Raw genomic sequence first — 26,656 nt, 5'->3', positions numbered from 1 at the left:
AATTGCAAATCTCTATGGCATAGCACCCCCCCCCCCCCATTGTCAAGCTTTCTTGCCACTTCGATGACATATTTATGCTCTTTTGGCGTTGTGAGTGCGATTTTTGCTAATTTCTCATATTTTAGAATCTCATTGTAGAGTTTTATGGACTTATACTCTGTATTATCTTTGTGTGGTATGCTGTGAAGTTTTAAGAGTGAATCAAGGAGTTTTTCTAATACTTTTTCTGTAATTTGGGCTTTTTCTAAGCTTTTATAATCGCATAAAAAATCACTCATTTTTATGCCGCTGCCATAAAATTCACTCTTAGGTGTAATATCTAGATTTTCTATAAGTTCTAAAATGCTTCGCTCACCTTGTCTGTCAATCACATTTTCCGTCCCACTGCCCGGGATTCTTATCACTTTTTGTTTGCCTTGAAATGTAATGAGATAATTAATATTTGTAATACCTGCTAAACGCACTGCCTTTTTGTCGTCAGCACACTGAATCGCAATCTCTTCTGGCGTTAAAAGTCTGTGATAAAGCGCATCAGCAAAGCTATCAATCTCTGTGTATAAAGTATCACAAGGAAAGGCATAATAATTTATAGAATCTAAACTTCTTAACACCGCATATTCCCAATATTCATCACTATCGCATTGCTCTAGTTTTTCTTTAAAAACTTCAATATCTTGCGTATTATCAAAATATGCAATACCATCTCCATAGCCACTTGTCGCATTTGTATCAATGTCTAAGATTCTATAATTTTCATCAACGATATAGCCCCACGCAGTCGTATTATCTGGAATCTTTTGTGATAAAAATTGCGATACCCCACTTTTAAAAAACCTACAAAAATCTTCTGTAATATATAAATCACCATTTAAGATGATTGTGCCTTTTTGGATTCTATGCTTTACATATAAAAGCGATTGAGAGCTATTACAAGTCGCATAGTCATCAAATACGACTTTTTCAAAATGAAGCTTTTTTGATAGAGAATCAAACAAATGATTCTTATAGCCTGTTACAACGATAATATCTTGCACCCCACCTTTTCTTAAGATAGAAATCATATTTTCTAAAATGCTTTTCCCACGAATCTCTAAAAGCGGTTTTGGCTTATTTAGGGTCATTGGCGTAAGTCTTGAGCCAAACCCTGCTGCTAAAATGATGGCTTGCATACATATCCTTTTACAATTTATCCTAGTTTTTATGTGTAAAAGTTATTATACAATATTTTAATACCGAAGTTAAATCTATGATCTAATACCTAGAATCACAAAGTGTCCATGCAAAGAGCGGTGTATAGCTATTTTGCATGATAATATCACTTGCTTCAAGTAGAGTTTGCCCTGTGGTTATAATATCATCAACTAGAATCACAGCTAAATAATCATGCTTAAAATGAAATGAAAAGTTTCTACCAAGCGTCCGTCTCTCTTCTTTTGTAAGATGAGAGAAATGGCTATTATTACCTATAATTAAGGCGTTATGAAAGACTTTGAATCCGTATGTTTTAAAACATTGTGCTAAAATCGCACTATGAGAATACATGCCAATAGTCTTATTGCGTATAGATAGAATGGCTACTTCTTGCTTCTTTAGTTTAGCTAAATCTTTATATCTTTCAAAAAAATTTGATAACGCATAAACACCTAGTCGTTTGAAAATTCTACTGCCAATAATGTTATTCTTACTTGCTAGTAGTAGTTTTAACTCACTAAAAGCAAAGCTACTAAAAACTTTTACTCCATTATCAAGCACTCGCTTAGAATCTATGTATTCTAAATGTTTTAAACACTCTTTGCATATAATGTGCCATGTAAGCTTTCCACACATTGAGCAATACATCTAGATTCCAAAAAAGCTGCAAATTCTTTTGTGTATTTCTTCTTTAGGCATGGCAGAATCTAGTGTTAAAATATCTGGCTTTTTTATGTTGGGGTTAGATTCTATAAAGTTTTCATCTTGTAAATACGCTAATATCTCTTTAAAGTAGCTTTGCGTGTCAAGTAGGTATTGTATGCCTTTTTGCTCTATATTATCAAGACTTTTTGCATTAAGGCGACTTTTTAGCGTGTCTTTTGAAGTTTCTAAAAAGACTATTTTTTGTGGCAGGATTCCCCCCGTTGCAAAGAGATTAAGATTCAATGCTTCACGCATATCAATCGTTTTAGCATAGGCTACACCAGAGATAAGGCTTCTATCAGCGATAATTGTATTTGATATATTTTTTAGTTGTAAAAAGAGTTCAGCCCTTTGAGCTAAAAAGAGTAAAAATGAGCTTTTTTCATTTATCTGTGTTTGGCTATCTAGTAGAATCTTTCTTACAAGATTCCCAAGATATGTGCTGCCGGGCTCATTTAATACGATGATAGAATCTTTTATGGAATCTTTATAGTTTTCTAAACTCACGCAAGGGTAGTTTTGCTTTATGAGATTACATTGTGTTGTTTTGCCACTTGTATCAATGCCTTCAATTACATAGTATTTCATTGCGACTCTTTTGTGTGTAATTGCTGTATATAGGAATGAATGCTTTCTGGCACAAGATGGCTAAACTTCCCACCATGCACGATAATGCTACGCACAATTGATGAGCTAATGAAAGCATTCTGCAATGTTGGCATAAAATATATTGTATCAAGCGAGTCATTCAGCGAGGCATTTGCATAGCCCATTTGCAGTTCATACTCAAAATCACTCACTACGCGTAATCCCCTTATAATCACCTTTGCTTTCATATCAGCAGCTAAACTTGCAAGTAGATTACTAAAGGTAATGCAGCTTACATTTGGAATCTCATCTTTGTGTTCTTCTAATGCAAGGTTTATCATTTTCTCTCTTTGCTCTAAGCTATAAAGCGGATTCTTGCTTTCAGAGTTTGCTACTGCGACTACTACTTGTTGAAACATTTTGCTACTGCGTTTGATAATATCTAAATGTCCGTTTGTAAGTGGGTCAAATGTCCCCGGATAAATTGCTAGTTTATTCATATCTACTCTTAGAATCTTATTTTTTCTGATCTTTTGTTTTAAGCACTGTGGCTATGGCTACGGCTATTTTCTTTGCATGTGCTGCATTTTTATCTTCTAATTCTTGTCCAAACTTTGCTATCGCATCTGTATCCCAGTGAGATGAATTTGCTAATTCCTTAATACACTGAATCCACAAGTCAAAGTTTTTCTCATCAGCTAACACACCATATTTACCTTTAAACTGCTCTAACGAAGCAGTAAATGCGGCTTTTGTCTGTGCGCCTTTTATGATATTAAACATGATTTGCATTGTATTTTCAACTTTCTTTGGTGGCTTATTACTCATAAATACATAGATAACACCCACAATAAGCACAGGTATAACAAGTACAAAGCAAACTGCCCACATGATGATATAAAACAAATGCGAATACATACAAAGCCCTCTAGTCCAAATATAGTTTAAATATAAAAGCTTGATTATACTTAAAAAATAATTTCTTTTAGAAATTTTTCTCACAAATGTGAGAATCTAGCAAGAATATGAACGCATTATTTTTGGCAATTTTTTGCTATAATTTCGCTGATTTTTACAAAATTTAACGCATTAAAATCATATTCTAAAACATAATCAATACATCATGATAACACAACAAAAAAGGGTGGTAATGGCACAAGAGAGTTTAGAAACAAAAGAGATTCACACACAAGCTAGCATACAAGTAACGCTATTGCATTTTACCCCTTTAAGCGTTTGTAGCAGGGCTATACGCACTTGTTGGGATAGTCACAATAAAAGCGATAATGGCGGCGATATTGATAAGGGCTTAATCTATCGTGTAGGAAATGTAAATAAGCATAAATCTACGCTAGAGCATTTGTATTATAACTTTGAGATTAAAGGTATAACAAGGGCATGCTTGCAAGAATTAGCCCGTCATAGAATAGTAAGCTTGTCAGTGAAAAGCACAAGATATACGCTAAAAGAACTCAATAAAGAAGAGAGCTTTTTACCCCTATGTGAAGAAAACTATAAAAGAGCAGAAAAATATATCATGCTTTCAAACAATGAAAGAGTAAAAGACCAAAGTATAAAAGCCTTAGAAAATCTGCGTTTAGCAGTAAAAGATGGCATTGCTAATGATATAGCAAAGTATTTAATCCCTGAATGCTATAAGAGCGAATTAGCATGGAGTATAAATGCTAGAAGCTTGCAAAACTTTTTAGAGCTAAGGACCGCAAAGGCTGCATTAAAAGAGATTCGAGAGTTAGCCTATACCATTTTTAAAGCCCTGCCAGAAGAGCATAAATATTTATTTGAAGAATTTTTATGTAAAGACCCTTTATTTATGGAATCTGTAAATAAGAATTAAAAGAAGCAATATAGGCAAATGTTATGACACAATCTCTTATCACAGAATCTTTACACACCAATCCCTATATTCAATCACAAGACTATTTTAATACACTAGATTCTAAATCCAAAAAAGATTTTTTGGAATCTCTTTATACATTACTCACCACGCAAAAAGCAATAATCTTTTCTAAATTTATAGAATCTCACCCCTATTTTGAATCCTATCTTATGCAAAAAGACTTGAGCGATAGATATTTATCTCTATTATCAAGTAGCTATCATATTATCCATGCAACCTTACAAATACCGCAAAGCTATCTCCCAAATATAATTTTTTATGATAAGCATAAAAGCACAGATTCTGTATATAGACTTGGTGTATTGCCTTATGAGCCTTTTAGTGCGAGTTATAGAGATACACTTACAAAAAAACTGCAACAAAGCTATAAAGAAGAATTAATCTTTTATCTATGCAAACAAGACTTTTTAAAAGAAATAAGCCTTGCTTTACAATTACAACAATATTGTCAAAAAGATGAATTGCAAGGCAATTTTGTAGAATCTTTAGTTAGCTTTGGGCTTACTATGCAGGCAAGCGATATTCACTTATTCCTGCAAGATTCTAAAGCCTTCTGTCTATTACGCATTGATGGAATCTTGGTGCATTTTTTGGATATAAATACTACATTATTTGCAAAAATCTCACAGAAACTAAAGCTTTTATGCAAACTTGATATTAATGAAATGAGATTACCACAAGATGGACATCTAAAGCTAGAGAATCTTATCTATAAAAACGATAAGAGAGATTGTGATGTGCGATTATCTTTTATGCCTACATTACGAGGTGAAAGCATTGTATTGCGTATCCCACATGCAAATAAACGATTTGAAAGCTTAGATACTTTAGGATTATCAGTAGAGATTTTGGAGATTCTAAAAAAAGCTTTGCTTACAAAAAGCGGACTTATCCTTATTAGCGGTCCAACAGGAAGTGGCAAAAGCACACTACTTTATAATTGCCTTAGATTCTTACATAATGGCACAAAAAAGATTATAACAATAGAAGACCCCATCGAGCAAGAAATACAAGGCATAACACAAACGCAAGTCAATGAAGAGCTATCATTTGACTTTGCAAAGGCATTAAAATATATATTGCGTCAAGACCCAGATATTATTATGATAGGCGAAATACGCGACAATGCGACATTAGATATTGCTTTGAGAGCGGCTTTGACAGGGCATTTGGTAATGGCAAGTATCCACTCAAGTGATTGTAAAAGTAGCCTTGCTAGATTATATGATCTTGGTGCAAAGGAATACATTTTGCAAACCACACTAAAGCTTATAATCTCTCAAAGATTAATACAAACACTCTGTCCTGCATGTAAGGAAGAAATACAAGGGAAATTTCACGCACAAGGCTGTCATGAGTGCTATGGACAGGGCTATGGGAAGAGAATCTTATTGCAAGAAGTATTTGATTTTAGCATTCATAAAAAGTTAGATTCTAAAACTTTGATGCTTGAAGATGAAAGCTTTATAGAATCTCTTTATCAAGGCATACCGACACTAGAGAAACAAAGTCAAAAATTATTTAAAGATGGAATTATTAGCTATGAAGAAAGTTTGCTTTAATATGTTTAGAAATATAGATTCTATAAAAAAGCTATTATATTGCCTTAGTTTTAGTATATGCTGTGCTAATGATTTTAATGCTTTTCCAAAAGATAATACTGCTAATTATTTGCAACCGCTAAGCACCGCTCAACAACAAACAAATATTTCTGTGCAAAGAGAGACTAGCTTACCAGAAAAAACGCCAAAACAGCTCTCACTACTCAAACAAGCAAATAAAGAGAGAAATGGCATGTATGTCATGGTCGCACTCAATATGATACCCACTCAAAGATTGCTGAATAATAAGCCCTCTTATGTGTTTAGCATGGGAATGGGCGTTAGAGGTGGAGTGATTAGCTACCTTGATGAATACATAGGTATGCGTGGATATTTCGCCCTAGATTTTACAAATGACAATCTTTCGCCCATACGCACAGATGCAAATGCCTATGATGGCACTTTTCTTATGGCAAGTCTTGGGTTAGATATTATGGTGGATTTTTTCATTGATAAAAATTATAAGAATACACTAGGATTTTTTGCTGGTATCGGGGCTGGGGCATTTATCTATTTTGATATGCAAACGCCCATTATTACGCCATCATCACAAGAAGTAAGCAACTTTAAAGCAAGCGGTAATGTAATGGTGCAAGGTGGATTTAGCGCATTAATCGCTTATCATCATAGGGTAGAAATCGGCGTAAAATTCCTACCAACTCAATCGTTACGCGTAGAGCAAGATGGCTTGGTAGCAGACTATAATCCTTACATTGCGTATAGTTATAAGTTTTAAGTGTTGAAACTTTCGTAAAAAGATGATTTGGATTTTAATTGTTTATATTTACACAAATTAAGATTAGATTTACAAACTAATCCACCTGCCCAAAATCACTTAATTTTTGTTTTTTAAATTCCTGCCATGTTTGATTTATTATTGCTTGTCGTGAATCTTTTAAAAGCGTAATGTAAAAATGCAGGTTATGGATACTTGCAAGGCTATGATAAGTAATCTCATTTGCACGGAATAAATGATGTAAATACGCCCGTGTAAAATTTAAACAAGTAAAGCAATGACACTTAGAATCAAGCGGTGTGAAATCATTCTTATAACATGCTTTTTTGATATTTAGTCTGCCTTGATGTGTAAAAATACTCGCATTTCTAGCATTACGCGTAGGCATAACACAATCAAACATATCCACCCCTCTATCAATGCCCTCCAAAAGATTCTCAGGTGTGCCAACCCCCATGAGATAACGAGGCTTTGTTTCTGGTAAAAAATCACAGGCATAATCAAGGCATTCATACATTTCTTGACTGCTCTCACCAACGGCTAAGCCACCTATTGCATAGCCATCAAAGCCAAGATCTGTGAGTTTCTCTGCACTTCTTTTACGCATTTCATAATCTGTGCCACCTTGCATAATCGCAAAGATTTTATTCTTTAAATCATGTTTTTCTTTCTGCATATTGTGATATTGAATGCTCTGTTTTGCCCATTTTGTCGTGCGTTTTACAGAATCTAGAAGTCGCTCTTTTGTCGCCGGTAAGCCCACGAGATCATCTAAAATCATCATAATATCAGAGTTTATCGCATATTCTATATCAAGCACTTTTTCAGGGGTAAAAAAATGCCTGCTTCCATCAATATGTGATTTAAAAGCGATACCGCAATCTTCATGCTTGACATTTTCGCCCAAACTAAACGCTTGGAATCCACCGCTATCGGTCAAATAATTACCATGAAAATTTGCAAAATTATGTATCCCGCCTGCCTTTTTTAGTGTCTCTATACCCGGTCTAAGATAGAGATGATAGGTGTTTGCAAGAATGAGATTTGTTTGCAAGATATTTTTAATATCAAGAGAGTTTAGCCCCTTAATCACGCCTTGTGTGCCAACAGGCATGAAAATGGGCGTTTCTACCTTGCCGTGCGCTAGAGTAAAGCTACACGCCCTTGCCTTGCCAACTTTTGCTTGGATTTGAAACTGCATAAAATCCCCCTTGTGATTCCTAAATATTATTATGGAATTATAAAAGTGAGATTCTAATAAAAAAATGAGAATCTTTTGAGTAAAAGCTTGTAAAATCCTTGCAAATACATAGGTTATGTTGTATAATTTTGGCTTACCGAAAGTAAAGGAGAATATATGCAAAACACAATGACAAGACGAGAATTTGTAAAAATCGCAGGTATAGCTGGTGGTGCAATGCTACTTGGACAAAGCCTATTTAATGTAGCATTTGCTGCACCCCGTGTTGATATACAAGGTTTTTTTAGCACACAAAAGTTATCTAATGGCGTAGAGATTCCACGCTATGGGATTGACTCATGTGCACATGCTTTAGGTGGCACAAAGGAAGGCGGACAAGTTATATTAGAGGCTTTAAGAGCTGGTTTCAAATACATAGAAGCACATGGTGCGACAAGTGAGGCTGGAGATGGATATGTGCTTAGTCAGCTTCCACGACAAGATGTATTTTTATCATTGCAATTGCCAAAGGGCATTTCAACAGAAAGTGAAGTGCTAGATGCTTTCAACGAGGGACTTGCAAAGATGAAGACAGATTATCTTGACCTAGTCATTGTTGAGGTTGCAGAGGCAAAAGGTAGGGCTTCATGGCTAGAGATTACAAGAGAAGTGTGGCGTGCGGTTGAGAATCTATATAAGCAAAAGAGAGTGCGATCCATTGGCATTGCAAACCTTAAGGCAGAACAATTTGATGAGTTTATGGAATCATGCGAGATTAAGCCTATGGTGAGTCAGCTTAATATCAGCCCATTTACACTAAATCATGCAAATAAAGTATTAGTAGAGAGATTCCAAAATAGAAAAATTGCTGTAAGCACGACAACAGCACTTGGAGACTTTGAAGGTTCTGTATATGATCCAATCTTGCAAAAAGTAGCACAAAAACATAATAAAACAGGTGCTCAAGTTGCTTTGCGTTGGAGTTTGCAAAGTGGCTTTATCACATTACCACCAGCAAGTAGCGTAGAACAAGCAAAAGAATATGCTGATATTTTTAACTTTAAACTTGATGCAAGAGATATGAAAGCTATATCTCGTGTGCATGAGAAAATGAAGAAATAAGGTTTTCTGTTGCCCATATGTAGAATGAAATGAGATTCTACATAGCCCCTCCCCAACACCGCATTAAGCTCAGAACAATGATTGGTTTCTACATGTTACCTATCGCTGTTAGGCGCAATACACCCTAATATGGCATCAAAAAAGTTTTTGTTTGCAGTTTAAAATGATACTTTGTGGTCAAGTAGGCGAAGTCAATTTAATTTTTATCTCATGCTCCCACATCCAAAAGATCGCAAATATCATGAAAAATGTTTAAAACCTTTAGAAATTAGCAACACAAAACACTTTAAAATTTCGCAAGTTTGCAACGAATCCATAGATGAATATATTAGAAAGATGAGAATTACAGGGATTATCTCACTGCGTGGAAATGGTAGGTTTATAGACTTTAACACTTTTGAAATATCAAAGATTGATTATGTGTTAGAGCATTATTCACAATATGAAAAATTTGATGACAAAAAGGCTTATTTTGCATATATGGGCGAAATAGATTCTCATATATTAGAGCTAAAAGAGCAAATTGACACAAATAAAGAGAGCTTAAAGCAAAAAATGCTTGACCTTTTGCCGCCCAATATAGCAAAGAGCAAATTTACCACGAATTAAGCGTTTTAACTAGCAAAAATAAGACAAGCAAAGATGAGATTCTAAGATTTATCCCAGAGCCTGTAAGGTTTGAGTTTTTAACTGCAATCGCCTTAAAGCAACATTTTAAAGACTTAGAAATTACGCCAAATTATAGCATTGATGATGAAGGGTTGCCAAAGTGCTTTGCAGGTGGAAATAAGCCTGATATTATTTGCAAGGATAAAGAGAGCGAAAGCATTATTGAAGTGAGTTTGATTTGTTGGCAAGGGGCAGGTAAATAACGAGCTTTTGTCGATTACAAGGCATTTAAAAGAAATGATAGAATCGTTAGATTTTCCTACTAAGCTTTGCTATTTTGCCATTTTTATCGCTCCAAAGATTTATGAAGATTCTAAAATTTATTAAACATATTGTTTTGCTTAGTTTGCATACTAAAAATACATAATAAAATTAATGCTTATATATGTTTTCACAGATACAAATATTACTTATACAAAACTACAAAATGCGTATCATACTTGACATAAAATTACTTTTAAGGTGTTACAGACTTATTAATGCTTTGATATAAAACACAACAATGTAGGGTAAGCAAAACATATTTTAGTTTTTACATTCTCTCTGCTTAATGGTATTTGATAGGTTTCAACATGTGGTTGTATATGCTTTCTTAGCGCATAAAACATACTTTAACATGTAGTAATGTTTTGTGTATCCTTTTTTAGAATACACTCAAAAATACATGTGTAGAAGTAAAAAAAGAATTATAACAATTATAAAGTAGCTTGTTATAAAACCCCTTTATATAAGGCTTTTATGTGCTAATGTGTTTAAGGGTATTCTTTGTGTATGAAATTTTCAAATCTTACCATTTAGGGATTTTATATATTTATTTTTCGTAATTTTATTACAGAGAGATTGTATGTCATACTAAAAGAAAAAGTGTATTTGCGTGAAAGCAACATGAACTACCAGTTAAGGCTTGCATGTAAAATTGCATGATAGAGTTGCTGTGTGGCTTGCGGGGTTTTTTTGAGTGTGGATATTGTGAGTTTGTTTTGAGTTTTTAGCTTGTGGTAGTCGCTCTTGTTTAACTTATCGGCTTTTGTGTAAATTTGCAGAAGTTTGCAATCTTGTCTAGATTCTACAATCTTTTGCAAAAATCTTTCAATCTCTGTATCTATCGCTAGATTTGTATGACGGGAATCGATTAAATGGCAAAATAATTTAATGCTCTGCCGTTTGTAGATAAAATCAGTCAAATGCTTATCCCACACTTTCTTTGTATCTTTGCTCACTTTTGCATATCCAAAGCCCGGAAAGTCGATAAATATAAGTGGGATTCGCATAGATTCTGTTTGTAGTAAATCTTGATTATTTTGCATGGAATCTGTTTTGCATTGCATTGCATTGCTGTCATGTGTGTTGGGCGTAGAGTCTTTGTTAGTAGTTAGCTCCCAAGTGGTGCTAAAAAAATTAATGAGCTTCGTTTTGCCCGGTGTGCTTGAGCTTTTTGCAAGTTTGTGATTGAGTAAAAGATTTATAATCGAGCTTTTGCCGACATTGCTTCGTCCTAGCATGGCTATCTCAGTGCAGTTTTGCGGTGGGCAATCCTTTATTGTCTGGACTGATTGTATAAAATGCGATTGCAAGACTTTAATGTGAGTGTTTGACTGAATGTGTGGCGGCATAGATTCTATACTTTTTGCTTTGTGTAAAATTACTTCACAAGCGAAAATTCACCAATTTCATGGACCAATACATCAATAAGATTGTTGGGTTTAAACATATTGCATACTAGAATTGGCAATTTATTGTCTTTAGCGAGAGCTATCGCAGTATCGTCCATCACTTTAATATGATCTCTTAGCGCTTCATCATAGGTTAGTGTAGGCAGAAGTGTCGCATCATTATATTTATTGGGATCTTTATCATAAACACCATTTACTTTTGTAGCTTTCACAATCACAGCAGATTCAATCTCAATAGCACGCAATACCGCTGCAGTGTCGGTTGTAAAGTATGGATTTCCAGTGCCAGCACCAAAGATTACAATCCGCCCTTTTTCCAAATGTCTTAAAGCGCGTCTATGGATATAGCTCTCACAAACTTCTGTTACATCAATGCCGCTTTGCACTCTCACATCAAGTCCCAAACTCTCCAAAGATTCTTGTATTGCTACGGCATTAATAATAGTCGCAAGCATACCCATATAATCCCCACTTGTGCGTTTGATAAGCCCACCTTGAGCTGCATTCACACCGCGAATGATATTGCCACCACCAACAACAATGCCAATTTCCAATCCGCACTCATAGAGATTCTTAATCTCTTTTGCAATAAACTTTAAAATATCTAAATCAATACCAAATCCACCAGAACCAGCAAGAGCTTCACCAGAAAATTTAATCAAAACGCGTTTTTTCTTTTGCATAATAAACCCTCATAAAAGTAACATAAACATATAAAATTGCATTATAAATAATTTATGTATATAGGACTTTAACAATAAAGGGAAAATATTTTGAAATAGTATGAATTTCGCATTGTTTTACTTGCCACTTCTTATAAATAAAAACCTTTATAATAATTGAGAATAATTTGCGTATGGCTTAAGATTATAACAAAAGGCTAAAAGCCTTTAATGTTTTAAGAAGGGATATAAAAAAGCACAAGTTAGACTAAATATTTAGAATCTTATTGTGCTTCTTGCTGTTGTATATTTCCACCACTTGCGATAATATCAGCAATTTTATTAAAATCCATGTGTAGTGCAAAATTCTCTTGAAAATCTAAGAAATGATAGAATCTATCTGTTGTCGTGTAGATATATCCAAGCATTTGCGTTTTATCTCTACGCATAAGATTCTCTTTAAAATACTTCTCAACATCAGGCAACATCTTATCAAAGTCGTCTGTGCCCGGGAATCTGCGTCCGCTTGCAAAAACAAGTCGAATCTTATTGCACTGCACTCCTTTTACTTTAAGCATATAGAGTGCTTCTAGCCATGTTGTGCTACTTGGCTCTATAGATAATAGACGAATGTCATACTTCAATAAGTCTTTTTCATAGTTAGTATTCTCTACAATTCTGCCAATAAGCCCCTCTTCTTCATATTCCTTATTAAACTTATCAATCTCATCATGGATAATCTTTAGCGTAGTATCAATGCTTTTTCGCTTCATCTTATACTTTTCTTCCAAACTCATATCAGTTGGATCTAACACAGCTTTTGACAATGCGACATGCAAACCACAACGATCTTCTCTGCAAAAATCCAAATAGCGATAAATATTGTTCAGTATATCATCTGTGTGCGTGTTCCAATCAGGGATATAAAAGGCAAATGGCGGTTCTTTTCTTGCTGGATTCTTCTTTGATTCTGCAACGAGATAGCGTAAATATACATAACGATAGGAATCAAGCATACTATAAATCGTTTTATCTTCAATCGGCAATACCTTGTTATACCATGCTGGTTCTACTTTGACTACTTTATTTTCCCATTCTACAGGGGTTTTGATAAAGGGGCGATTAGTCCTAATGGGTCCTGCCACAGAATTACTCATTTCAATAAAAGGGATTTTTGGGTCATTTTTAATATAGCGATAATGTCCATCAAAAGACATGACATAATCTGGTGTTTGGGAGCAAAAATGCGTTAAAAGCTTTGTGAATGGAATCTTAGCAAGCACATAAGGCTCAATCTCTGCGTAATCATACTCGATTGAATCATGCTTAGCGATATATTGCAAAAAGGCTTTGGCGAATGGACTTGTGTTTGCAGATGATAGGCATAATAGTTTCACAGCCATATTGTATCTCCCATTTGGTATTAACTTATTTTCAATGTAAAAATAGTTTATTATAACATGATTTTTATTGTTTTAAAATAATTCATTCAAAATATGCAAAAATCCTAGTTAAAACGCACAATGAAATCGCATAATTTAATAGTCATCTCACATATAACAAATATATGAATCTCAGTCTAAAAAATCCACAAAGATTCTATCTAGGCATTTCTTTTAGCAATGGTGGGTTAAACTTATCCCTTTCTTCACGCCAGTTTGGTGCTAATGTTTCTTCTTGCGGTGGCAGCATGATTTGTGGTGGTATGCCTTGTGATTGCGGCGTGTCTGTTTTTGGCGGTGTATTCATGCTATCTTGTGTTTGATTATCTTTAGAATCTAGGTTTGCAGATTCTGTATTTTGTGTATTTATATTAATATTTTGTGATTGCTTTTCTGTGCTTACCTTTTGGGTTTGTGAGGCTATATTTTTAGCTTTTTTATCATCATCTAGCTTTTTTATCTCATCAGTGTATGCACTCATATCATCTTTTCCTGCTTCATCTGCCACTTTTTTAGAATCTGTATTTTCACTATCTTCTGTTTTGCTATTGTCTTTATAGAATCCTTGTAAAACTTTTGCATTCTCTTTATGTCTAGCTTTACCATAACACTCTATTTTTGTGATATATTTTTCCCCTTTATGTGCGTAATTCTCCATAACTTCTGAAATCTTTATGCTTTGTCCTACTTTTAAATCCATAGGAATATCTCTATTATAAACTTTTTTGGGCTTTACGAGATTCAGTATCTTGTGCTTGTATTTTGTTATCCCCTGCTCATTATCTGTATCATAAAGAATCTGATGTGAAAACACGCAACCAGCAATATTTCTTTTACCAACATTCGTAATTGTCGCAATATATTGATACACATCAGAATAATTATAAGTGCGATCGTAAGCAATCTCTTTTTCTATCTTGTAGAATCTTTCTTCCATAAAATAACGCATTGCAAAAGGAATGGCAATAATAATACAAAATCCCAACAAAAATAGGGGAATAGAAATGATTTTTCTGCGAAATGAAATAAAAGATAAAAACACAAAGCACATAGCAATCAATGCAAATGACGCAAATAAAATCAAATCATACAGATGAAAATATGAGATAAAATTGAGTATTTGCTCTTTCATGCCTACTTATCCTTTACTTCATTGCATGTTTGTATTCTGCTTTGCTTTTCTGCAATCCCACTCACACCCATGCGTCTTATAAGCTCTTGATAGATTCTATCTGGATGGATATTCTCACTCGCAAGTCCCACTAAAATATGATAAAACACATCAGCACATTCATAAATAATCTCTTTAGAATCTCTATCTTTTAATGCAAAGCAAAATTCCCCTGCTTCTTCAATAATCTTTTTTGCAATAGTATTCGTGCCTTTTGCAAAAAGTGAGGCAGTATAAGAAGTCGTGCTATCTGCATTCTTACGCTCTAAAAGCGTATGATAAAGCGTATCTAGTGTATCATAAGTATTTAGGCTATGTGTTAGAGAATCTTTTGTAATCTCTAAGTTATTATTGGCACAATCTTTATTTATAGAATCAATGTTTTTAAAAAAGCATGAAAATTCACCAGTATGACATGCCACACCTTTTTGACGCACACGAAGTAAGATGGAATCGCTATCACAATCAAGCTTTATTTCACATACTTCTTGTATATTGCCACTTTGCTCCCCCTTTTTCCAAATCCTTTGCTTTGAGCGTGAAAAATAGTGTGCTATCCCTGTTTGTAAAGTAAGATTTAGTGCCTCTTCATTCATATAGGCAAGCATAAGCACTTCATTACTTATAGAATCTTGTGTTATGCAAGGGATTAATCCTTTATTATCCCAAGCAATATGTAAGCATTTCATACTATCCACTCGCTTCATAATATTGTCTCTACAAGATTCATACAATGCCCCAAATATTAGTGATTGCTAATTGTTGTGCGTTGTTTTGACTTAGAATCTACCCAAATGTTTGGCACAGAACCACCCGGTGTAAGGAAAATTTGTGCATCTTTGTTCTCTTTCAATGCTTCATTAAACTTACCTTGCACTTCTATTTGACGCAAGTCAAGCAATCGTTGTGATAAGCTCTCGCTTAAAAGCTGGTTTGCTTGTGCTTGACCTTTTGCCTCAATAATTGCTGCATCGGCTCTACCTTGCGCTCTCTCTCTCAAAGCGTTTGCTTCTTGTTTTGCTCTATCTGCTTCTTGTTTTGCAGCTTGGACTTGCTCAATTCTCTCTTTTACCATAGGTGGCAATACAATCTCTCTTAACTGAATAGAATCAAAAATAACAGGTTGATTTGGTGTAGCCTGCAATTTGGTCTCAAAACTTGAAGTGATAAGTCCTGCTATCTCATCGCGTTTATTTGGTAAATCTTCTGCTGGGTAATTACCAACAACACTTCGCACAACATCTCTTATAACTGGATTAATGATTTTTTGTTCCCATGATACGCGGTAATTTTTAATAGTCTCTGGGACTTTATCGGGGTCTAGTCTATACTGCACGGTAAGCTCAATAGACACAGGCAAACCACGAGAATCCATAACACTAATCGCATCATTTCGCAATACACTCTGATCATCTCTACCCACACTTCCCATATCTTCATTGCGTGAAAAATGCAATACTCTCATTCTAGTATCTACAACGATGACTTGCTGAATGATTGGCACAAAAAAGTGTAAGCCCGGCGTTAAAGGCACATCATCATATTTACCTAGATTTACCTTGATTCCAACTTCACCAGAATTAATAATGACAAATGGTCGTGCTAACACAAAAATTACTATAAAGATAACCGCAAATATAATAAAGGTTAGAAACTTGCCGCTTGGCATATTTGGCATCGGCACAGAATCCATATTGAATCCGCCCTTATTGTTTCTACCATTGTTATTGCCATTTCCATTATTTCTATTTTCATTATTTGGCGGTGTTTGCTTTGGTGTATTATTTTGTTGTTTGCGTCTATGTTCGTTTAAATCTATTGGCATTGAGTTCCTTTGTATAGGTCTAGATTATAGTCAAAGCGTGATTATAGCACAATATTATAGAATCCATTGTTTGCATTCATAGCTTCATGCAAAATGCAAACATTATTCGTTAATGTATGTCAGCAAATGCTTGTATTTTTCATGTTCCCCCATAACAATTTTGAAGAATTCATCTTGCAATCTCTTTGTTATCTCTCCACGACTACCTGCACCAATAGTGCGGAAATCTACTTCGCAAATAGGGGTAATCTCTGCGGCAGTCCCAGTAAAAAATGCTTCATCTGCAATATACACTTCATCTCGTGTAATGCGTCTTTGCTCAACTTTTATACCCAAATCTTTTGCAAGTTCAATAGTCGTTTTCTGTGTGATAGATTCTAGTGTGTTGTCATAAGGCGGTGTGATTAATACCCCATTTCTAACGATAAAAAAGCACTCACCACTACCCTCTGCTACAAAGCCATTATCATCAAGCAACAAAGCCTCTTCAAAGCCACTTGCAATAGCCTCATGCTTTGCCATTTGTGAGTTAAGATAATTCGCCGCTGCCTTTGCCTTACCCATTGTAGATTTTACATTATTTCTTACAAAAGAGCTAATTTTTACACGAATGCCTTTTTGCAAAGCCTCTTCGCCCAGATATGCACCCCATTCCCACGCAGCTATTGCGGTTTCAACAGGCGAATTTAAATGATAAACCCCCATAGCCCCATAGCCAAGATAAATAATCGGGCGGATATATACATTACCCTTAAAATCCTTGCTATTTGCTTTTAATAAATCAATTTGTGCTTGTTTGAGTTCTTCTTTTGTATAAGGGCATTTGATTAATAGAATCTTTGCGCTATTAAGAAGTCTTTCTGTATGGTCATCAAGGCGAAATATCGCTAATCCCTTTTTTGTCATATACGCCCTTGTGCCTTCAAACACGGCATTACCATAATGCAGAGTATGGCTTAAAATATGCGTGGTCGCTTCACTCCAAGCGATAAGTTTGCCATTTTTCCAAATATATGTTGATTCTTTCATGTTAGCCCCTTTCTCTTAGATACAAATTTACAAAATAACTAAAAAATCATTCTATCATAAAGTTGTCAAAAAATAATGTTTTTAGGCTAAAACAAGGTTGTAAATGTTTTGTGTAATCTTTGCTATAACTTTTAAGATTCTGTGTTGAAATATTTTACATAATAAATAGCCTTATATTGCCTAATTATGCTGTATAGATTTGGATTATTTGGTTACATATTATTGAAAAAAAGGTAGAATCCAAAATTGCGTATTGCTAACTAACAAAAGCAAAGGATAGCTAGTGAATGAAGTGATTTTATGTATTGATGATGAAGAAGATTTGCTTGATTTAATCGAGCTTAATCTAAATGCTGCCTTAAACGCAAGTGGTTATGAGGTTGTGGGCTGTCTCAATACTGATATGGCAAAAAGATTCCTAAAAAAAGAGCATGTAGCCCTTATCTTAGTAGATAGGAATCTCGTGGCAGAAGATGGACTAGACTTTATTAAGGAAGTAAAAGATTTAGGCTATGATATACCCTTTATTGTAGTGAGTGCCTTGTCTTTGCCTATGGAGCGGGTAAAGGGGCTACATTATGCTGATGATTATGTAACAAAGCCTTTTAACTTTGATGAGCTTGTAGCACGCATTCAAGCAGTGCTTAGACGATATAAAAAAGATTCTGTGCGATCTGTGCTGAAATACAAAAATATAACCTTAGAAGTCGATACAAAGGAATTAAGCATTGAAGATATTAATATTCAATTAAGCCCACTTGAAACACGCATTATGCAGTGCTTCATGCAGCATGCAGGCAAGGCATTAAGCAGAGACTTCTTACTTGAACACGCATGGGGAAACAAAGATGGCTATCATGAAAATAGCGTAAATGTCGGCATAAAACGACTGCGTAAAAAAATAGAGAAAGAAACTAAAGAAGTAAAGATTAAATCCATACGCAATGAGGGCTATAAACTATGCTAGTTTATGGGACTTTCTTTGCAATATCCATTCTTGCAATCTTGCTTGATTTTACAAGCATAGCCATAGTTTGTAATCTACTTGGCTTACTTCTTGTATTAGCACATTTTTTACGCAAAAAAGAAATAGATAAAGACGCTTATCTTATAGAATCTACAAAAAATGCCCTTTGCAATCTAAAAGAAAAGAAGTTTCAAGATATTAATTTTAAGGCATTAAAAAAGGATAATAATCCCTATATTAGCGAGTTAAAAGCCCTAAGTGAAGCCATGCAAAAACAACAAAATAGAATCCAAAAACGCACAAGAAAACTACATGAAAAAAATCTCCAAACAACACAACTTCTAGCAAGTATCTCACATGAGATAAAAAATCCACTAAGCATTATTCAAGCAAGCATTGAAACCATTATGATTCATAAAGAAATGGAAGAAGAAATGCGAAATAAGCTTTTGCATCGCATTATGATATATAGTAAAAAGATTAATGCCCTTTTAAACAAGCTTACTTTAAGCGAGAGTTTAGAACACAATGTCATTGCGATAAAAATGGAGCAATTTGATATTTTGTTGCTTTGTGAAGAGGTCATAGAAGGATTCCATAACTATCTTTTAAAAGCAGTATATCAGGATAAAAAGATTGTGCTAGAGGGCAAAAACCGCCTTATATTTGCAGATAGAATCTTAATAGAACAAGTCCTAAATAATCTTATCTATAATGCACTAAAATATGCAAACACAAAGGTCATCGTGCAAATACATGATGGTTATATCGCCGTTATTGATGATGGCTTAGGTGTGGCAAAAAATGAACTTGCAAATCTTACAAAAAAATACTATCAAGGCAGCAATACAAAGCAGGGCAGCCACTCACTTGGACTAGGACTTTTTATTGTCAAAGAAATTGCAAAGATTCACAACACAAAGGTAGAATTCTTCACAAAACGCACAAAAAAAGAAGGTTTATGCGTGTGTTTTAGGATATAGAACCTTAGCATATCTTCGCAGTAGGCTTGTGTGGCACTTGCCCTTTTGTCAATAAATTCCAAAACCAGTTTCCACATAATCTCTAGCATCACAACTGCCTCTTGTGACGAGATAAATTGTTTATATTTTATTTTGGAATAAACAAATATGAAAGCCTTGAATCTGCTTATTGCTATTTGCGTCAAACTGGGATAACATCTAAAATTATAGTTGCTAAAGAATCTTTTTGCTTGTGTGGAGGTCATATCGTCTTTGAGCGTGCGGATTTTTAGGTTTAGAATCAGCGAATATTCGTGATTTATATGCTTTAAAGTTTTCAAAAATATTAATAACATCAATTTGCTTTATAATGAGATTTCCAGCAGAATTGATTCCGTCCTTTCTATTCACCTTTTAATATAATAAATGTCTCATTTCAACAATTATAAAAACAAGTATAATAAACTACAAAATATCACAAAGTATTATCTAGTCCTTACTGCACACCAGCTTCGTTTAATCCCTATAATCATCACGCCACCTTGATACCCCATATCACACGCATCGCCAAATAGCTTTTTTGCCTTACTTTTATCTTGTTTTACACCTTTACCATAATCATACATTAAGCCAAGATTAGAACAAGCACCAGCATTACCACTATTACATGCTTTTTGAAACAACTCCGCCGCTTTTTTATAATCTTGTTTTACACCTTCGCCATCACGATACATGACTCCAAGATTGGAACAACCACGAGCATTACCACCATTACATGCTTTTTGATATAATTCTGTCGCTTTTTTGTAGTCTTGCTTGAAAGGATAACCAAAATCATACATATTTCCAAGATCAACACAAGCAACAGCATTACCGCCATTACAATCTTTCTCTAAATTTTTTACTACATCAAGTGCAAATGCAACACTTATACCCACACAGGATGTCAAAACAATACGCCTACATAGCTTCTGTATCATAGAATATCCTTAAATTAAAGTTAGCATAAATGAGCGATTATAAAATAATAATTACAACACGCTTAAATTATTGAAACTTTATCTAATTTATATAAAAAGATTTAACTTAAAAACTTGAGGTTGCTAAGATTGCATATAACCTTATTAGTGATTTATTACATATAAAATACTCAAAAGATTCTATCTCTAAAATACTTCGCTTTCATAATGGTGGCTTTACAAACTATCATAAAGACTAAAGATATTTCGCTACGCTCAATATGACAATTTGTTATAAAATTTAAATTCTTGCTATTTTGCACCCCTACGCCCTGCACCCACCCAAATGGTTTAGAATCTAACTCTTTTCAAAATATACACCAAATCCTAAAAAATAGAATCTATAACACACAACCCCAAAACAAAAAGATTCTATAAATAACCTAAAAAACACAAAAATGGAAAGTTTTTTGCTTATAATCACAAAACAATTCTAAGGATAGAACTATGCAAACAGGATATTATGGTGCAACAGGCGGTATGATTACGCAGTTTAATCGACTCGATGTAATCTCAAATAATCTAGCAAATCTCAATACAAATGGATTTAAACGCGATGATGTTGTAATAGGCGATTTTTTGCGTATGGTGCAAGGACATCAAGACACTCTGCCTATACCCGATGAGACAAAGGCAGCAGCGAAGTTTATAAACCGCACAATGACTCGTGTGCCTACAATCGCAGAAGAATACACAGACTTTAGTGTCGGCTCTATGGAGCAAACTGAAAATACGCTTGATTTTGCCTTGAAATCTCCCAATACATTCTTTGCCGTGCAGACTCCAAATGGCATTGCCTATACGCGAAATGGTAGCTTTAGTATAAGTGATGATGGCTATCTTGTAACGCAAGAGGGATTCCATGTATTATCTCGCGATGGTATCGATAATGAGGGCGGAATCTTAATGAATGCAAACATGCAAATAAATGTCGATACAAATGGAAATGTAAGCTTTAAAGAGCTTGGCAATGAGGGCATGGCGGATAATATCGCTGGTGGAAGTTTAGCTATCGTTACTTTTGATAATCCAAAGTTTTTGAAAAAGATTGGTGGTAGTCTTTATATCGAAGAGAGAAAGGAGCCTAATAATACAGATTCTGAAGGTTTGGCGGGGGCAAATCTCGCCTATAATAGTGGTGCGGTTGCACAAGGCTTTTTAGAAAAAAGCAATGTTAATGCAGTGTTAGAAATGACAGGCATGATTGAGACAAATAGGCTTGTTGATATGTATTCTCGTGTGATGAAAACTCATATGGATGAATTGAATGCAGAGGCAATAAATAAGCTTGCTGCTAGAGGATAAGTGATTTAAAACATGGGGTTTTACGCCATTTTATTTAAGAAAGACTTAAGTGATTTTTAGCAAGAAAATTCTACTTTTTTGCTACAATTATACAATTAAGATTCTAAAAAGGCGTGTGTTGCAATGGCAAAGTTAAGGCAGAATGTCGCTGTTAAGTCAAAACTATCATCAACGCTAAAAAGTTGGTTGCCTATTCTCCAAAGCCCTATTAATGAGCTAGAAGAAACGCTAGGTAAAATTAGTGAGGATAACCCATATATAGAGATTCAATCAGCACTTACTTCAAGCCTACAAACAAAACTCACACCACTTAAATCTCCGCAAAGAGGTATGCACAATACTAAAAATTCAATGGGCGATAAAATCGAGCTTCTTACTATTTATGAAAAAGGGCTTATTGAAACCTTGCAAGAACAGATTAATCCCCCACTTTTCCCCACACAAAGAAGCCAAGAAATAGCTCTAGCCATTATTGATAATCTCAATAGCGAGGGCTTTTTTGACTGCGATACAGATGAGTTACTTGCAGATTTAGAGCATGTTGGAATCCAAACTGATATTGATGAGATAGAGAGAGTAAGGAAGAGATTCTGTCATTTAGAGCCGGGTGGAATAGGTGCGAAAGACTTGCAAGAAAGCCTAATATTTCAGCTTGATGCAAGTGATTTAGAAGATGGGGATTATGATCTTGCTTTACGGATTATAGAGAATCTTGAAAATCACATAAAATACAAAAAGTATAAAAATTATGACAAAGTTATGCAAGTTATTCGTGGTTTTAGACGTGTTCCTAGCCTTGATTTCCATGAAGATTCTAGTGCAGTCATTGCTGATATTATCATTACGCAAGAAGAAAATAGTATTGAATTAAGCCTTAATGATTCCTATTACCCAAGTATGATTATTGAAAAACCGCATTTTAAAGATGCACAGGAAAATCCGTATTTTAAAACTAAACTCAAAGAGGCAAGAGATCTTGTTGATGCACTCGATATGCGTAAGGCAACGATACGCAAGATTGGACTTATGATTATTGAATATCAATATGAGTTTTTCACGGGCGGAGAGATAAAACCTATGAAGCTTAAGGATCTAGCCGATGAGTTTGGACACTCACCAAGCACTATATCGCGTGCTATTGCCAATAAGTTTTTAGAATGCAATCGCGGTATATTTCCAATTAAAAGCTTTTTTACAACGGCAGTTGATGGCGATACTTCTAATGCAAGTATTAAAGACTTCTTACTTGAACTCATACGCAATGAAGATAAGAAAAAGCCGTTATCAGATATAAAAATACTTGAACTCATAGAAAAAAAGTTTGCGCTAAAAATGGTGCGTAGAACGATCACAAAATACCGCAAACAGCTTGGAATCTTAGGCTCAAGCGAACGCAAAAGAATGTATGCGATAAGTATGTAGCTATGCTTTTGGATTCTATCTTTTAGAATCTTTAGAATCTCACCATACAGAATCCACATTATAGAATCTTTTAATTTTAGATTCTATGCTTTAATAAAAATCCAAAAATCTATAACCCAAAGATTCCATCAAGATTCCACAAACAAAACAAAATATCCTATAATAAGGGACGATAAAAAACCCTAGAAATAAAAATAGGAATAAAATGCAGATAAAATATACCCATGCGTTTAGCTTATTTGAGATTTTATTAAGCCTTGCTTTACTATCAATCCTATCTATATTCATGCTAAAACCCTATACTACAAACTCTTTAGCCTTGCGTCAAGCAAACCTACATATACAAACCTTGCAGCAAGAGATAAACAAACAAGCCTATTACGCATTTTTGCAAAAAAAGCCTCTAAATCAACAAACCCTAACTTCACTACTACAAAACGCCCAAATAAACACAAATCGTTTTTCACTTACATGGCAAAATAATCGCCTTGTTTTACAAATAGGCAAAAAGAAACTAAATATGATAATACGGCAAACAAACACAAATCATTATGTCATCACCTGCAATCCATCGCATGAGCTTTGCAGAAAGATCTATCACAGAAAACACGCAAAATGATTGATATTTTTATAAATCGATACAACCATATTTTGCCAATTTTCATATATTAATCTTTACAACTCAATTGTTACTATGGATTTATGCTTAGAAACTACACTAATTAATTATAATAATGCTTACTTATTCACACTATTTAACATGAATCTGTGTTATAACTCCAGATTTTACGATTTATGTTATTTTTATGACATAAAAAATTTTGGATAAGTAATGTAGAAGGAATTCGCAATGTTTCGTTCATTAAGTGGAAAACTCACAGCCGGTGCAGTCGCAATATTTTCTGTTATCATTGTTATTATTAGTGTTTTTAATTTCATCAAGACAAAAAATGATGTAACAGAAATCTACCAAGGCATTCAAGCACAAACACTAGAATCAGCCTATCGTAGCATAATGATAACAATGGGCGATGAAGTCCAAGAGCATTTAAGGGTATTAGCAAGAGATATTGTCAATACTGATAAAAGCAATGTGGTGCAACAAAGAATTATTCTTAATTCAGCTTCATCGCTCATTAAATATCCTTTAATGTTTATCGTATATGAAGATGATGGCAAGGCGATTTTGCAGGATTATAACCAACACGGCACAGCCACTTTCTCTCCAAATTGGGAAGATGTGGGCGGTGTAGATTTACGCAAACGCCGTGGGTAGATTCTCAAAGTCTTGAAAGTTTTTTGCAACAAGATCAAAGCCTTACAATAGAGGGCTATCAAGCACCTGTGCGAGGATATTTCAAGCTTAAAAAGGAGTAAAAATGACAGATGATGGCTTAAATGAAGAAAATGCCCATATTCCCTTAGAAAATGACGATTTGCAAGTTTGCACCTCTATGTCCCCCAGCATCGTTGGGGAGCTTGTTGAGCTATATAGAAACAAGGCAATCGTGCGGTTTCGCCCAAATGAGCGTATGATTATGGATGAGAGCAAGATGATTCACGCCGGATTTGTGTTTAATGCTGCAAGTTTTGCTGCAATGGCAGCGATTAATAAAAAATATAGCGTGCTTATCGCTTCAGATGTGAAGTTCCTAGCACCCATTGAGCTTGGACACGAGATAACCTTTAAAGCTCAAGCCATTCAAAGCGATACCAAAAAGTGCGAAGTGAAAGTTGAAGGCTTTTTGCTGGATATTAAGATTTTTGATTCACTTTTCCACATCGCCGTTTTTGATAAAAAAATATTTAAACTTCGCTTCAAAAATGAGTAAATACCACTTGTTTGTTATCGTTTGTTTGTTTGTTTTTTTTTTTTGTATAATATCGGCTTATATTTTTATTCTTGCCTTAAGGAGTTGTTATGAGCTTTTTTAATCGTCTCAGTATCGGCACAAAGCTTATCTTTGTTGCTTCTTTAGTCGTTGCCATTTGTGTGGCGTTAATGGTATTTATTGTATCCCAAACCGCTTCAAGCATTCTCTCAACCGAGAGTGATAAGCTACTTACTAACACGGCTAAGCGTTATCAAAATTTCGTTCAAAACATTATGAGTGAAACCTTTGGAAACACACTTAGCAGTAGCAAGATACTCTCGGGTTTGATTGATGATGGGCAAAAAATTGATGAAAAAATGCTAAGCATATATTTATCTTCTATGCTAGATTCCGGAAGTTACTCTGTGGGGAGCTTTATCATTCTATCAAAGGACTACACAGAACAACATCAAATTGTCTCAAAAAACAAAATTAGCTCTGGTGAGCTTGTTTTAGCCTTTATAGATGATAAACCAGCCGAAAGTGGGGGTATAAGGGGTATTAGACCAAATGAGCTATTAGATGCGAGTCCTCGGCTTCTTAGCAAACTTCAAAATAATGAAGTGCAGACTCTAAGCGTTCTTCTCTCTCAACAAGCAAAATTTGGCGATAGAGACCTCTACTATAAGACAATTTTCGCTCCCATATTTGAAAATGGAAAGGTTGTGGGGATTGTCGGCAATTTGCTTGATCTCACAAGTATTGAAAGACGACTTGGCAACCCTGAATTAGATGTTTTTGAGGGGGCGCAACGATTTATTATAGGCCAAAATGGCATAGTGATTTTTAACTCCGATAGGGAAAACACTATAAGAACTCGTCTCAAAAAGCTAGATGAGATAAATGCCCATCCAAGTGCAAAAGAGTTGATACAAGCAGTGATGAGTAAAAAAGATGGAATCTACACATACCAAACCCTGCACGGCAAGACTTCAAAGGCAGCTGTTGCGACATTTGAAGCGTGGAACAACATAGGAGAGACTTGGAGCATTGTCTCACTTGCCCCATTTAGCTCTATTGAAAAGCCTATTGATAATCTTGAGCTTGTGCTGATTCTTGTAGGCATTGTGGCTATTGCGTTAATCTCTCTTATCATATTTATCTTTATCCGCACAACAATGGTAAATAGAATCCAGCATATCTCTCACACACTCTTTGAATTTTTCAAATATCTCAACCACGAACGCAAAGATGCACCACAACCTCTTAAGATTGTTGCTCAAGATGAATTAGGTGAAATGGGTAATGCTATTAATGATAATATTCAAAAAACAAAGCTAGGATTAGAGCAAGATTCTAAAGCAGTAGTTCAAGCCGTAGAAACCGCTAAAACAATAGAAGCAGGTGATTTTAGAGCAAGAATCACAGAAACACCACATAATCCACAATTAAATGAATTAAAAAATGTATTAAATCACATGCTAGATGATTTAGAGAAAAAGATAGGTAGTGATACAAACGAGATAGCAAGAGTATTTGATAGCTATGTCAATCTTGACTTTACTACAGAAGTAAGAGATGCAAATGGTAGAGTAGAAGTTGTTACAAATACTCTAGGAGAAGAAATTAGAAAAATGCTGCATACAAGTCAAAGT

The 26,656-nt window shown here is 34.7% G+C and carries 28 protein-coding genes; 14 read left to right on the top strand and 14 right to left on the bottom strand.

Features of this window, described 5'->3' with window-relative positions; translation table 11 throughout:
- The 5 genes from T368_RS0107590 to T368_RS0107570 form a co-directional block, all read right to left on the bottom strand.
- On the bottom strand, positions 1–1,169 hold a 1,169-nt coding region (locus T368_RS0107590; protein WP_027338403.1), incomplete at its 3' end, for a sugar phosphate nucleotidyltransferase.
- A gap of 82 nt (positions 1,170–1,251) precedes the next feature.
- Positions 1,252–1,839, bottom strand: coding sequence for a type I phosphoribosyltransferase (locus T368_RS0107585; protein WP_004084456.1), 588 nt, complete (start codon positions 1,837–1,839; stop codon positions 1,252–1,254).
- Entirely contained in the window at positions 1,840–2,484 is a 645-nt protein-coding gene (tmk, locus tag T368_RS0107580) for a dTMP kinase (RefSeq protein ID WP_004084454.1), read from the bottom strand.
- A complete protein-coding gene (gene coaD / locus T368_RS0107575; RefSeq protein ID WP_004084452.1) occupies positions 2,481–2,984 on the bottom strand; it encodes a pantetheine-phosphate adenylyltransferase in 504 nt (167 codons plus the stop codon). Before coaD ends, tmk begins: the two co-directional genes overlap by 4 nt.
- Before the next feature lie 16 nt (positions 2,985–3,000).
- The gene (locus T368_RS0107570; RefSeq protein WP_004084451.1) at positions 3,001–3,402 is read right to left on the bottom strand and encodes a hypothetical protein; all 402 of its coding nucleotides are present in this window, start codon (positions 3,400–3,402) and stop codon (positions 3,001–3,003) included.
- 232 nt (positions 3,403–3,634) lie between these two features.
- On the opposite strand from T368_RS0107570, the gene thyX reads away from it, so the two are divergent.
- From thyX to T368_RS0107555, 3 genes are read left to right on the top strand one after another with little or no spacing between them, the layout of a single operon-like run.
- Complete coding sequence (gene thyX / locus T368_RS0107565; RefSeq protein WP_051591325.1) at positions 3,635–4,339, top strand: FAD-dependent thymidylate synthase; 705 nt, start codon at positions 3,635–3,637, stop codon at positions 4,337–4,339.
- A 23-nt stretch (positions 4,340–4,362) separates the two neighbouring features.
- Entirely contained in the window at positions 4,363–5,964 is a 1,602-nt protein-coding gene (locus T368_RS0107560) for a GspE/PulE family protein (RefSeq protein ID WP_004084445.1), read from the top strand.
- On the top strand, positions 5,945–6,739 hold the full coding sequence (locus T368_RS0107555; RefSeq protein WP_004084443.1) for an outer membrane beta-barrel protein: 795 nt from the start codon (positions 5,945–5,947) through the stop codon (positions 6,737–6,739). Before T368_RS0107560 ends, T368_RS0107555 begins: the two co-directional genes overlap by 20 nt.
- 76 nt (positions 6,740–6,815) lie before the next feature.
- Here T368_RS0107555 and tgt read toward each other — a convergent pair whose 3' ends face one another.
- Positions 6,816–7,940, bottom strand: coding sequence for a tRNA guanosine(34) transglycosylase Tgt (gene tgt, locus T368_RS0107550; RefSeq protein ID WP_004084441.1), 1,125 nt, complete (start codon positions 7,938–7,940; stop codon positions 6,816–6,818).
- 156 nt (positions 7,941–8,096) lie between these two features.
- On the opposite strand from tgt, the gene T368_RS0107545 reads away from it, so the two are divergent.
- From T368_RS0107545 to T368_RS14960, 3 genes are all read left to right on the top strand, one after another.
- Entirely contained in the window at positions 8,097–9,041 is a 945-nt protein-coding gene (locus tag T368_RS0107545) for an aldo/keto reductase (protein WP_004084439.1), read from the top strand.
- Between the two features lie 336 nt (positions 9,042–9,377).
- Positions 9,378–9,650, top strand: a complete 273-nt coding sequence (locus T368_RS14560) for a hypothetical protein (protein ID WP_138160798.1) — start codon at positions 9,378–9,380, stop codon at positions 9,648–9,650.
- Positions 9,635–9,913, top strand: coding sequence for an AlwI family type II restriction endonuclease (locus T368_RS14960; protein ID WP_080628815.1), 279 nt, complete (start codon positions 9,635–9,637; stop codon positions 9,911–9,913). The genes T368_RS14560 and T368_RS14960 overlap by 16 nt, the downstream gene beginning before the upstream one ends.
- A 687-nt stretch (positions 9,914–10,600) precedes the next feature.
- Here T368_RS14960 and T368_RS0107525 read toward each other — a convergent pair.
- The 7 genes from T368_RS0107525 to T368_RS0107495 form a co-directional block, all read right to left on the bottom strand.
- Positions 10,601–11,212, bottom strand: a complete 612-nt coding sequence (locus T368_RS0107525) for a GTP-binding protein (RefSeq protein ID WP_004084435.1) — start codon at positions 11,210–11,212, stop codon at positions 10,601–10,603.
- A gap of 140 nt (positions 11,213–11,352) precedes the next feature.
- Complete coding sequence (gene pyrH, locus T368_RS0107520; protein WP_004084434.1) at positions 11,353–12,066, bottom strand: UMP kinase; 714 nt, start codon at positions 12,064–12,066, stop codon at positions 11,353–11,355.
- 263 nt (positions 12,067–12,329) lie between these two features.
- Complete coding sequence (locus T368_RS0107515; protein ID WP_004084432.1) at positions 12,330–13,448, bottom strand: hypothetical protein; 1,119 nt, start codon at positions 13,446–13,448, stop codon at positions 12,330–12,332.
- Positions 13,449–13,644: 196 nt separating this feature from the next.
- On the bottom strand, positions 13,645–14,619 hold the full coding sequence (locus T368_RS0107510; protein ID WP_004084430.1) for a DUF2393 family protein: 975 nt from the start codon (positions 14,617–14,619) through the stop codon (positions 13,645–13,647).
- A 2-nt stretch (positions 14,620–14,621) separates the two neighbouring features.
- Positions 14,622–15,365, bottom strand: coding sequence for a bifunctional phosphoribosyl-AMP cyclohydrolase/phosphoribosyl-ATP diphosphatase HisIE (gene hisIE, locus T368_RS0107505; RefSeq protein ID WP_004084428.1), 744 nt, complete (start codon positions 15,363–15,365; stop codon positions 14,622–14,624).
- Positions 15,366–15,403: 38 nt separating this feature from the next.
- On the bottom strand, positions 15,404–16,483 hold the full coding sequence (locus T368_RS0107500; protein WP_004084426.1) for a prohibitin family protein: 1,080 nt from the start codon (positions 16,481–16,483) through the stop codon (positions 15,404–15,406).
- 102 nt (positions 16,484–16,585) lie between these two features.
- A complete protein-coding gene (locus T368_RS0107495) occupies positions 16,586–17,512 on the bottom strand; it encodes a branched-chain amino acid transaminase (protein ID WP_004084424.1) in 927 nt (308 codons plus the stop codon).
- A 283-nt stretch (positions 17,513–17,795) separates the two neighbouring features.
- Here T368_RS0107495 and T368_RS0107490 point away from each other — a divergent pair, with 283 nt between their 5' ends.
- Together T368_RS0107490 and T368_RS0107485 are read left to right on the top strand one after the other, a co-directional pair.
- On the top strand, positions 17,796–18,479 hold the full coding sequence (locus T368_RS0107490; protein ID WP_004084422.1) for a response regulator transcription factor: 684 nt from the start codon (positions 17,796–17,798) through the stop codon (positions 18,477–18,479).
- Entirely contained in the window at positions 18,473–19,462 is a 990-nt protein-coding gene (locus T368_RS0107485) for a sensor histidine kinase (RefSeq protein ID WP_004084421.1), read from the top strand. The genes T368_RS0107490 and T368_RS0107485 overlap by 7 nt, the downstream gene beginning before the upstream one ends.
- 464 nt (positions 19,463–19,926) lie before the next feature.
- On the opposite strand, the gene T368_RS13565 is transcribed toward T368_RS0107485, so the two are convergent.
- Positions 19,927–20,421 carry a tetratricopeptide repeat protein gene (locus T368_RS13565; RefSeq protein WP_004084418.1) on the bottom strand — a complete coding sequence of 165 codons (495 nt, stop codon included), beginning with the start codon at positions 20,419–20,421 and terminating at the stop codon, positions 19,927–19,929.
- Positions 20,422–20,907: 486 nt separating this feature from the next.
- Between T368_RS13565 and T368_RS0107475 the strand changes: the two genes are divergently transcribed.
- The 6 genes from T368_RS0107475 to T368_RS0107450 form a co-directional block, all read left to right on the top strand.
- A complete protein-coding gene (locus T368_RS0107475) occupies positions 20,908–21,765 on the top strand; it encodes a flagellar hook-basal body protein (protein WP_004084417.1) in 858 nt (285 codons plus the stop codon).
- Between the two features lie 123 nt (positions 21,766–21,888).
- The gene (locus T368_RS0107470) at positions 21,889–23,187 is read left to right on the top strand and encodes an RNA polymerase factor sigma-54 (RefSeq protein WP_004084416.1); all 1,299 of its coding nucleotides are present in this window, start codon (positions 21,889–21,891) and stop codon (positions 23,185–23,187) included.
- Positions 23,188–23,392: 205 nt separating this feature from the next.
- Positions 23,393–23,806 carry a hypothetical protein gene (locus tag T368_RS0107465; RefSeq protein WP_004084415.1) on the top strand — a complete coding sequence of 138 codons (414 nt, stop codon included), beginning with the start codon at positions 23,393–23,395 and terminating at the stop codon, positions 23,804–23,806.
- A gap of 231 nt (positions 23,807–24,037) precedes the next feature.
- On the top strand, positions 24,038–24,463 hold the full coding sequence (locus tag T368_RS0107460) for a hypothetical protein (RefSeq protein ID WP_004084414.1): 426 nt from the start codon (positions 24,038–24,040) through the stop codon (positions 24,461–24,463).
- Between the two features lie 103 nt (positions 24,464–24,566).
- On the top strand, positions 24,567–25,019 hold the full coding sequence (locus T368_RS0107455; RefSeq protein ID WP_004084412.1) for a hotdog domain-containing protein: 453 nt from the start codon (positions 24,567–24,569) through the stop codon (positions 25,017–25,019).
- Positions 25,020–25,108: 89 nt separating this feature from the next.
- Positions 25,109–26,656: HAMP domain-containing protein (locus T368_RS0107450; protein ID WP_027338400.1), on the top strand; the 1,548-nt coding region annotated here is incomplete at its 3' end.

Origin of the sequence: Helicobacter bilis ATCC 51630 (assembly GCF_000686565.1) — a bacterium.
GTDB classification, from domain to species: domain Bacteria; phylum Campylobacterota; class Campylobacteria; order Campylobacterales; family Helicobacteraceae; genus Helicobacter_A; species Helicobacter_A bilis.
The sequence above is the reverse complement of the archived record's forward strand: the minus strand, read 5'-3'. Positions and strand labels throughout refer to the sequence as shown.

Coding starts and splice junctions, on each gene's coding strand:
- T368_RS0107585 (WP_004084456.1), bottom strand. CDS start 1,839: ATGTATTGCTCAATGTGTGGAAAGCTTACATGGCACATTATATGCAAA.
- tmk (WP_004084454.1), bottom strand. CDS start 2,484: ATGAAATACTATGTAATTGAAGGCATTGATACAAGTGGCAAAACAACA.
- coaD (WP_004084452.1), bottom strand. CDS start 2,984: ATGAATAAACTAGCAATTTATCCGGGGACATTTGACCCACTTACAAAC.
- T368_RS0107570 (WP_004084451.1), bottom strand. CDS start 3,402: ATGTATTCGCATTTGTTTTATATCATCATGTGGGCAGTTTGCTTTGTA.
- thyX (WP_051591325.1), top strand. CDS start 3,635: ATGGCACAAGAGAGTTTAGAAACAAAAGAGATTCACACACAAGCTAGC.
- T368_RS0107560 (WP_004084445.1), top strand. CDS start 4,363: ATGACACAATCTCTTATCACAGAATCTTTACACACCAATCCCTATATT.
- T368_RS0107555 (WP_004084443.1), top strand. CDS start 5,945: ATGAAGAAAGTTTGCTTTAATATGTTTAGAAATATAGATTCTATAAAA.
- tgt (WP_004084441.1), bottom strand. CDS start 7,940: ATGCAGTTTCAAATCCAAGCAAAAGTTGGCAAGGCAAGGGCGTGTAGC.
- T368_RS0107545 (WP_004084439.1), top strand. CDS start 8,097: ATGCAAAACACAATGACAAGACGAGAATTTGTAAAAATCGCAGGTATA.
- T368_RS14560 (WP_138160798.1), top strand. CDS start 9,378: ATGAGAATTACAGGGATTATCTCACTGCGTGGAAATGGTAGGTTTATA.
- T368_RS0107525 (WP_004084435.1), bottom strand. CDS start 11,212: ATGCTAGGACGAAGCAATGTCGGCAAAAGCTCGATTATAAATCTTTTA.
- pyrH (WP_004084434.1), bottom strand. CDS start 12,066: ATGCAAAAGAAAAAACGCGTTTTGATTAAATTTTCTGGTGAAGCTCTT.
- T368_RS0107515 (WP_004084432.1), bottom strand. CDS start 13,448: ATGGCTGTGAAACTATTATGCCTATCATCTGCAAACACAAGTCCATTC.
- T368_RS0107510 (WP_004084430.1), bottom strand. CDS start 14,619: ATGAAAGAGCAAATACTCAATTTTATCTCATATTTTCATCTGTATGAT.
- hisIE (WP_004084428.1), bottom strand. CDS start 15,365: ATGAAGCGAGTGGATAGTATGAAATGCTTACATATTGCTTGGGATAAT.
- T368_RS0107500 (WP_004084426.1), bottom strand. CDS start 16,483: ATGCCAATAGATTTAAACGAACATAGACGCAAACAACAAAATAATACA.
- T368_RS0107495 (WP_004084424.1), bottom strand. CDS start 17,512: ATGAAAGAATCAACATATATTTGGAAAAATGGCAAACTTATCGCTTGG.
- T368_RS0107485 (WP_004084421.1), top strand. CDS start 18,473: ATGCTAGTTTATGGGACTTTCTTTGCAATATCCATTCTTGCAATCTTG.
- T368_RS13565 (WP_004084418.1), bottom strand. CDS start 20,421: ATGATACAGAAGCTATGTAGGCGTATTGTTTTGACATCCTGTGTGGGT.
- T368_RS0107475 (WP_004084417.1), top strand. CDS start 20,908: ATGCAAACAGGATATTATGGTGCAACAGGCGGTATGATTACGCAGTTT.
- T368_RS0107470 (WP_004084416.1), top strand. CDS start 21,889: ATGGCAAAGTTAAGGCAGAATGTCGCTGTTAAGTCAAAACTATCATCA.
- T368_RS0107465 (WP_004084415.1), top strand. CDS start 23,393: ATGCAGATAAAATATACCCATGCGTTTAGCTTATTTGAGATTTTATTA.
- T368_RS0107460 (WP_004084414.1), top strand. CDS start 24,038: ATGTTTCGTTCATTAAGTGGAAAACTCACAGCCGGTGCAGTCGCAATA.
- T368_RS0107455 (WP_004084412.1), top strand. CDS start 24,567: ATGACAGATGATGGCTTAAATGAAGAAAATGCCCATATTCCCTTAGAA.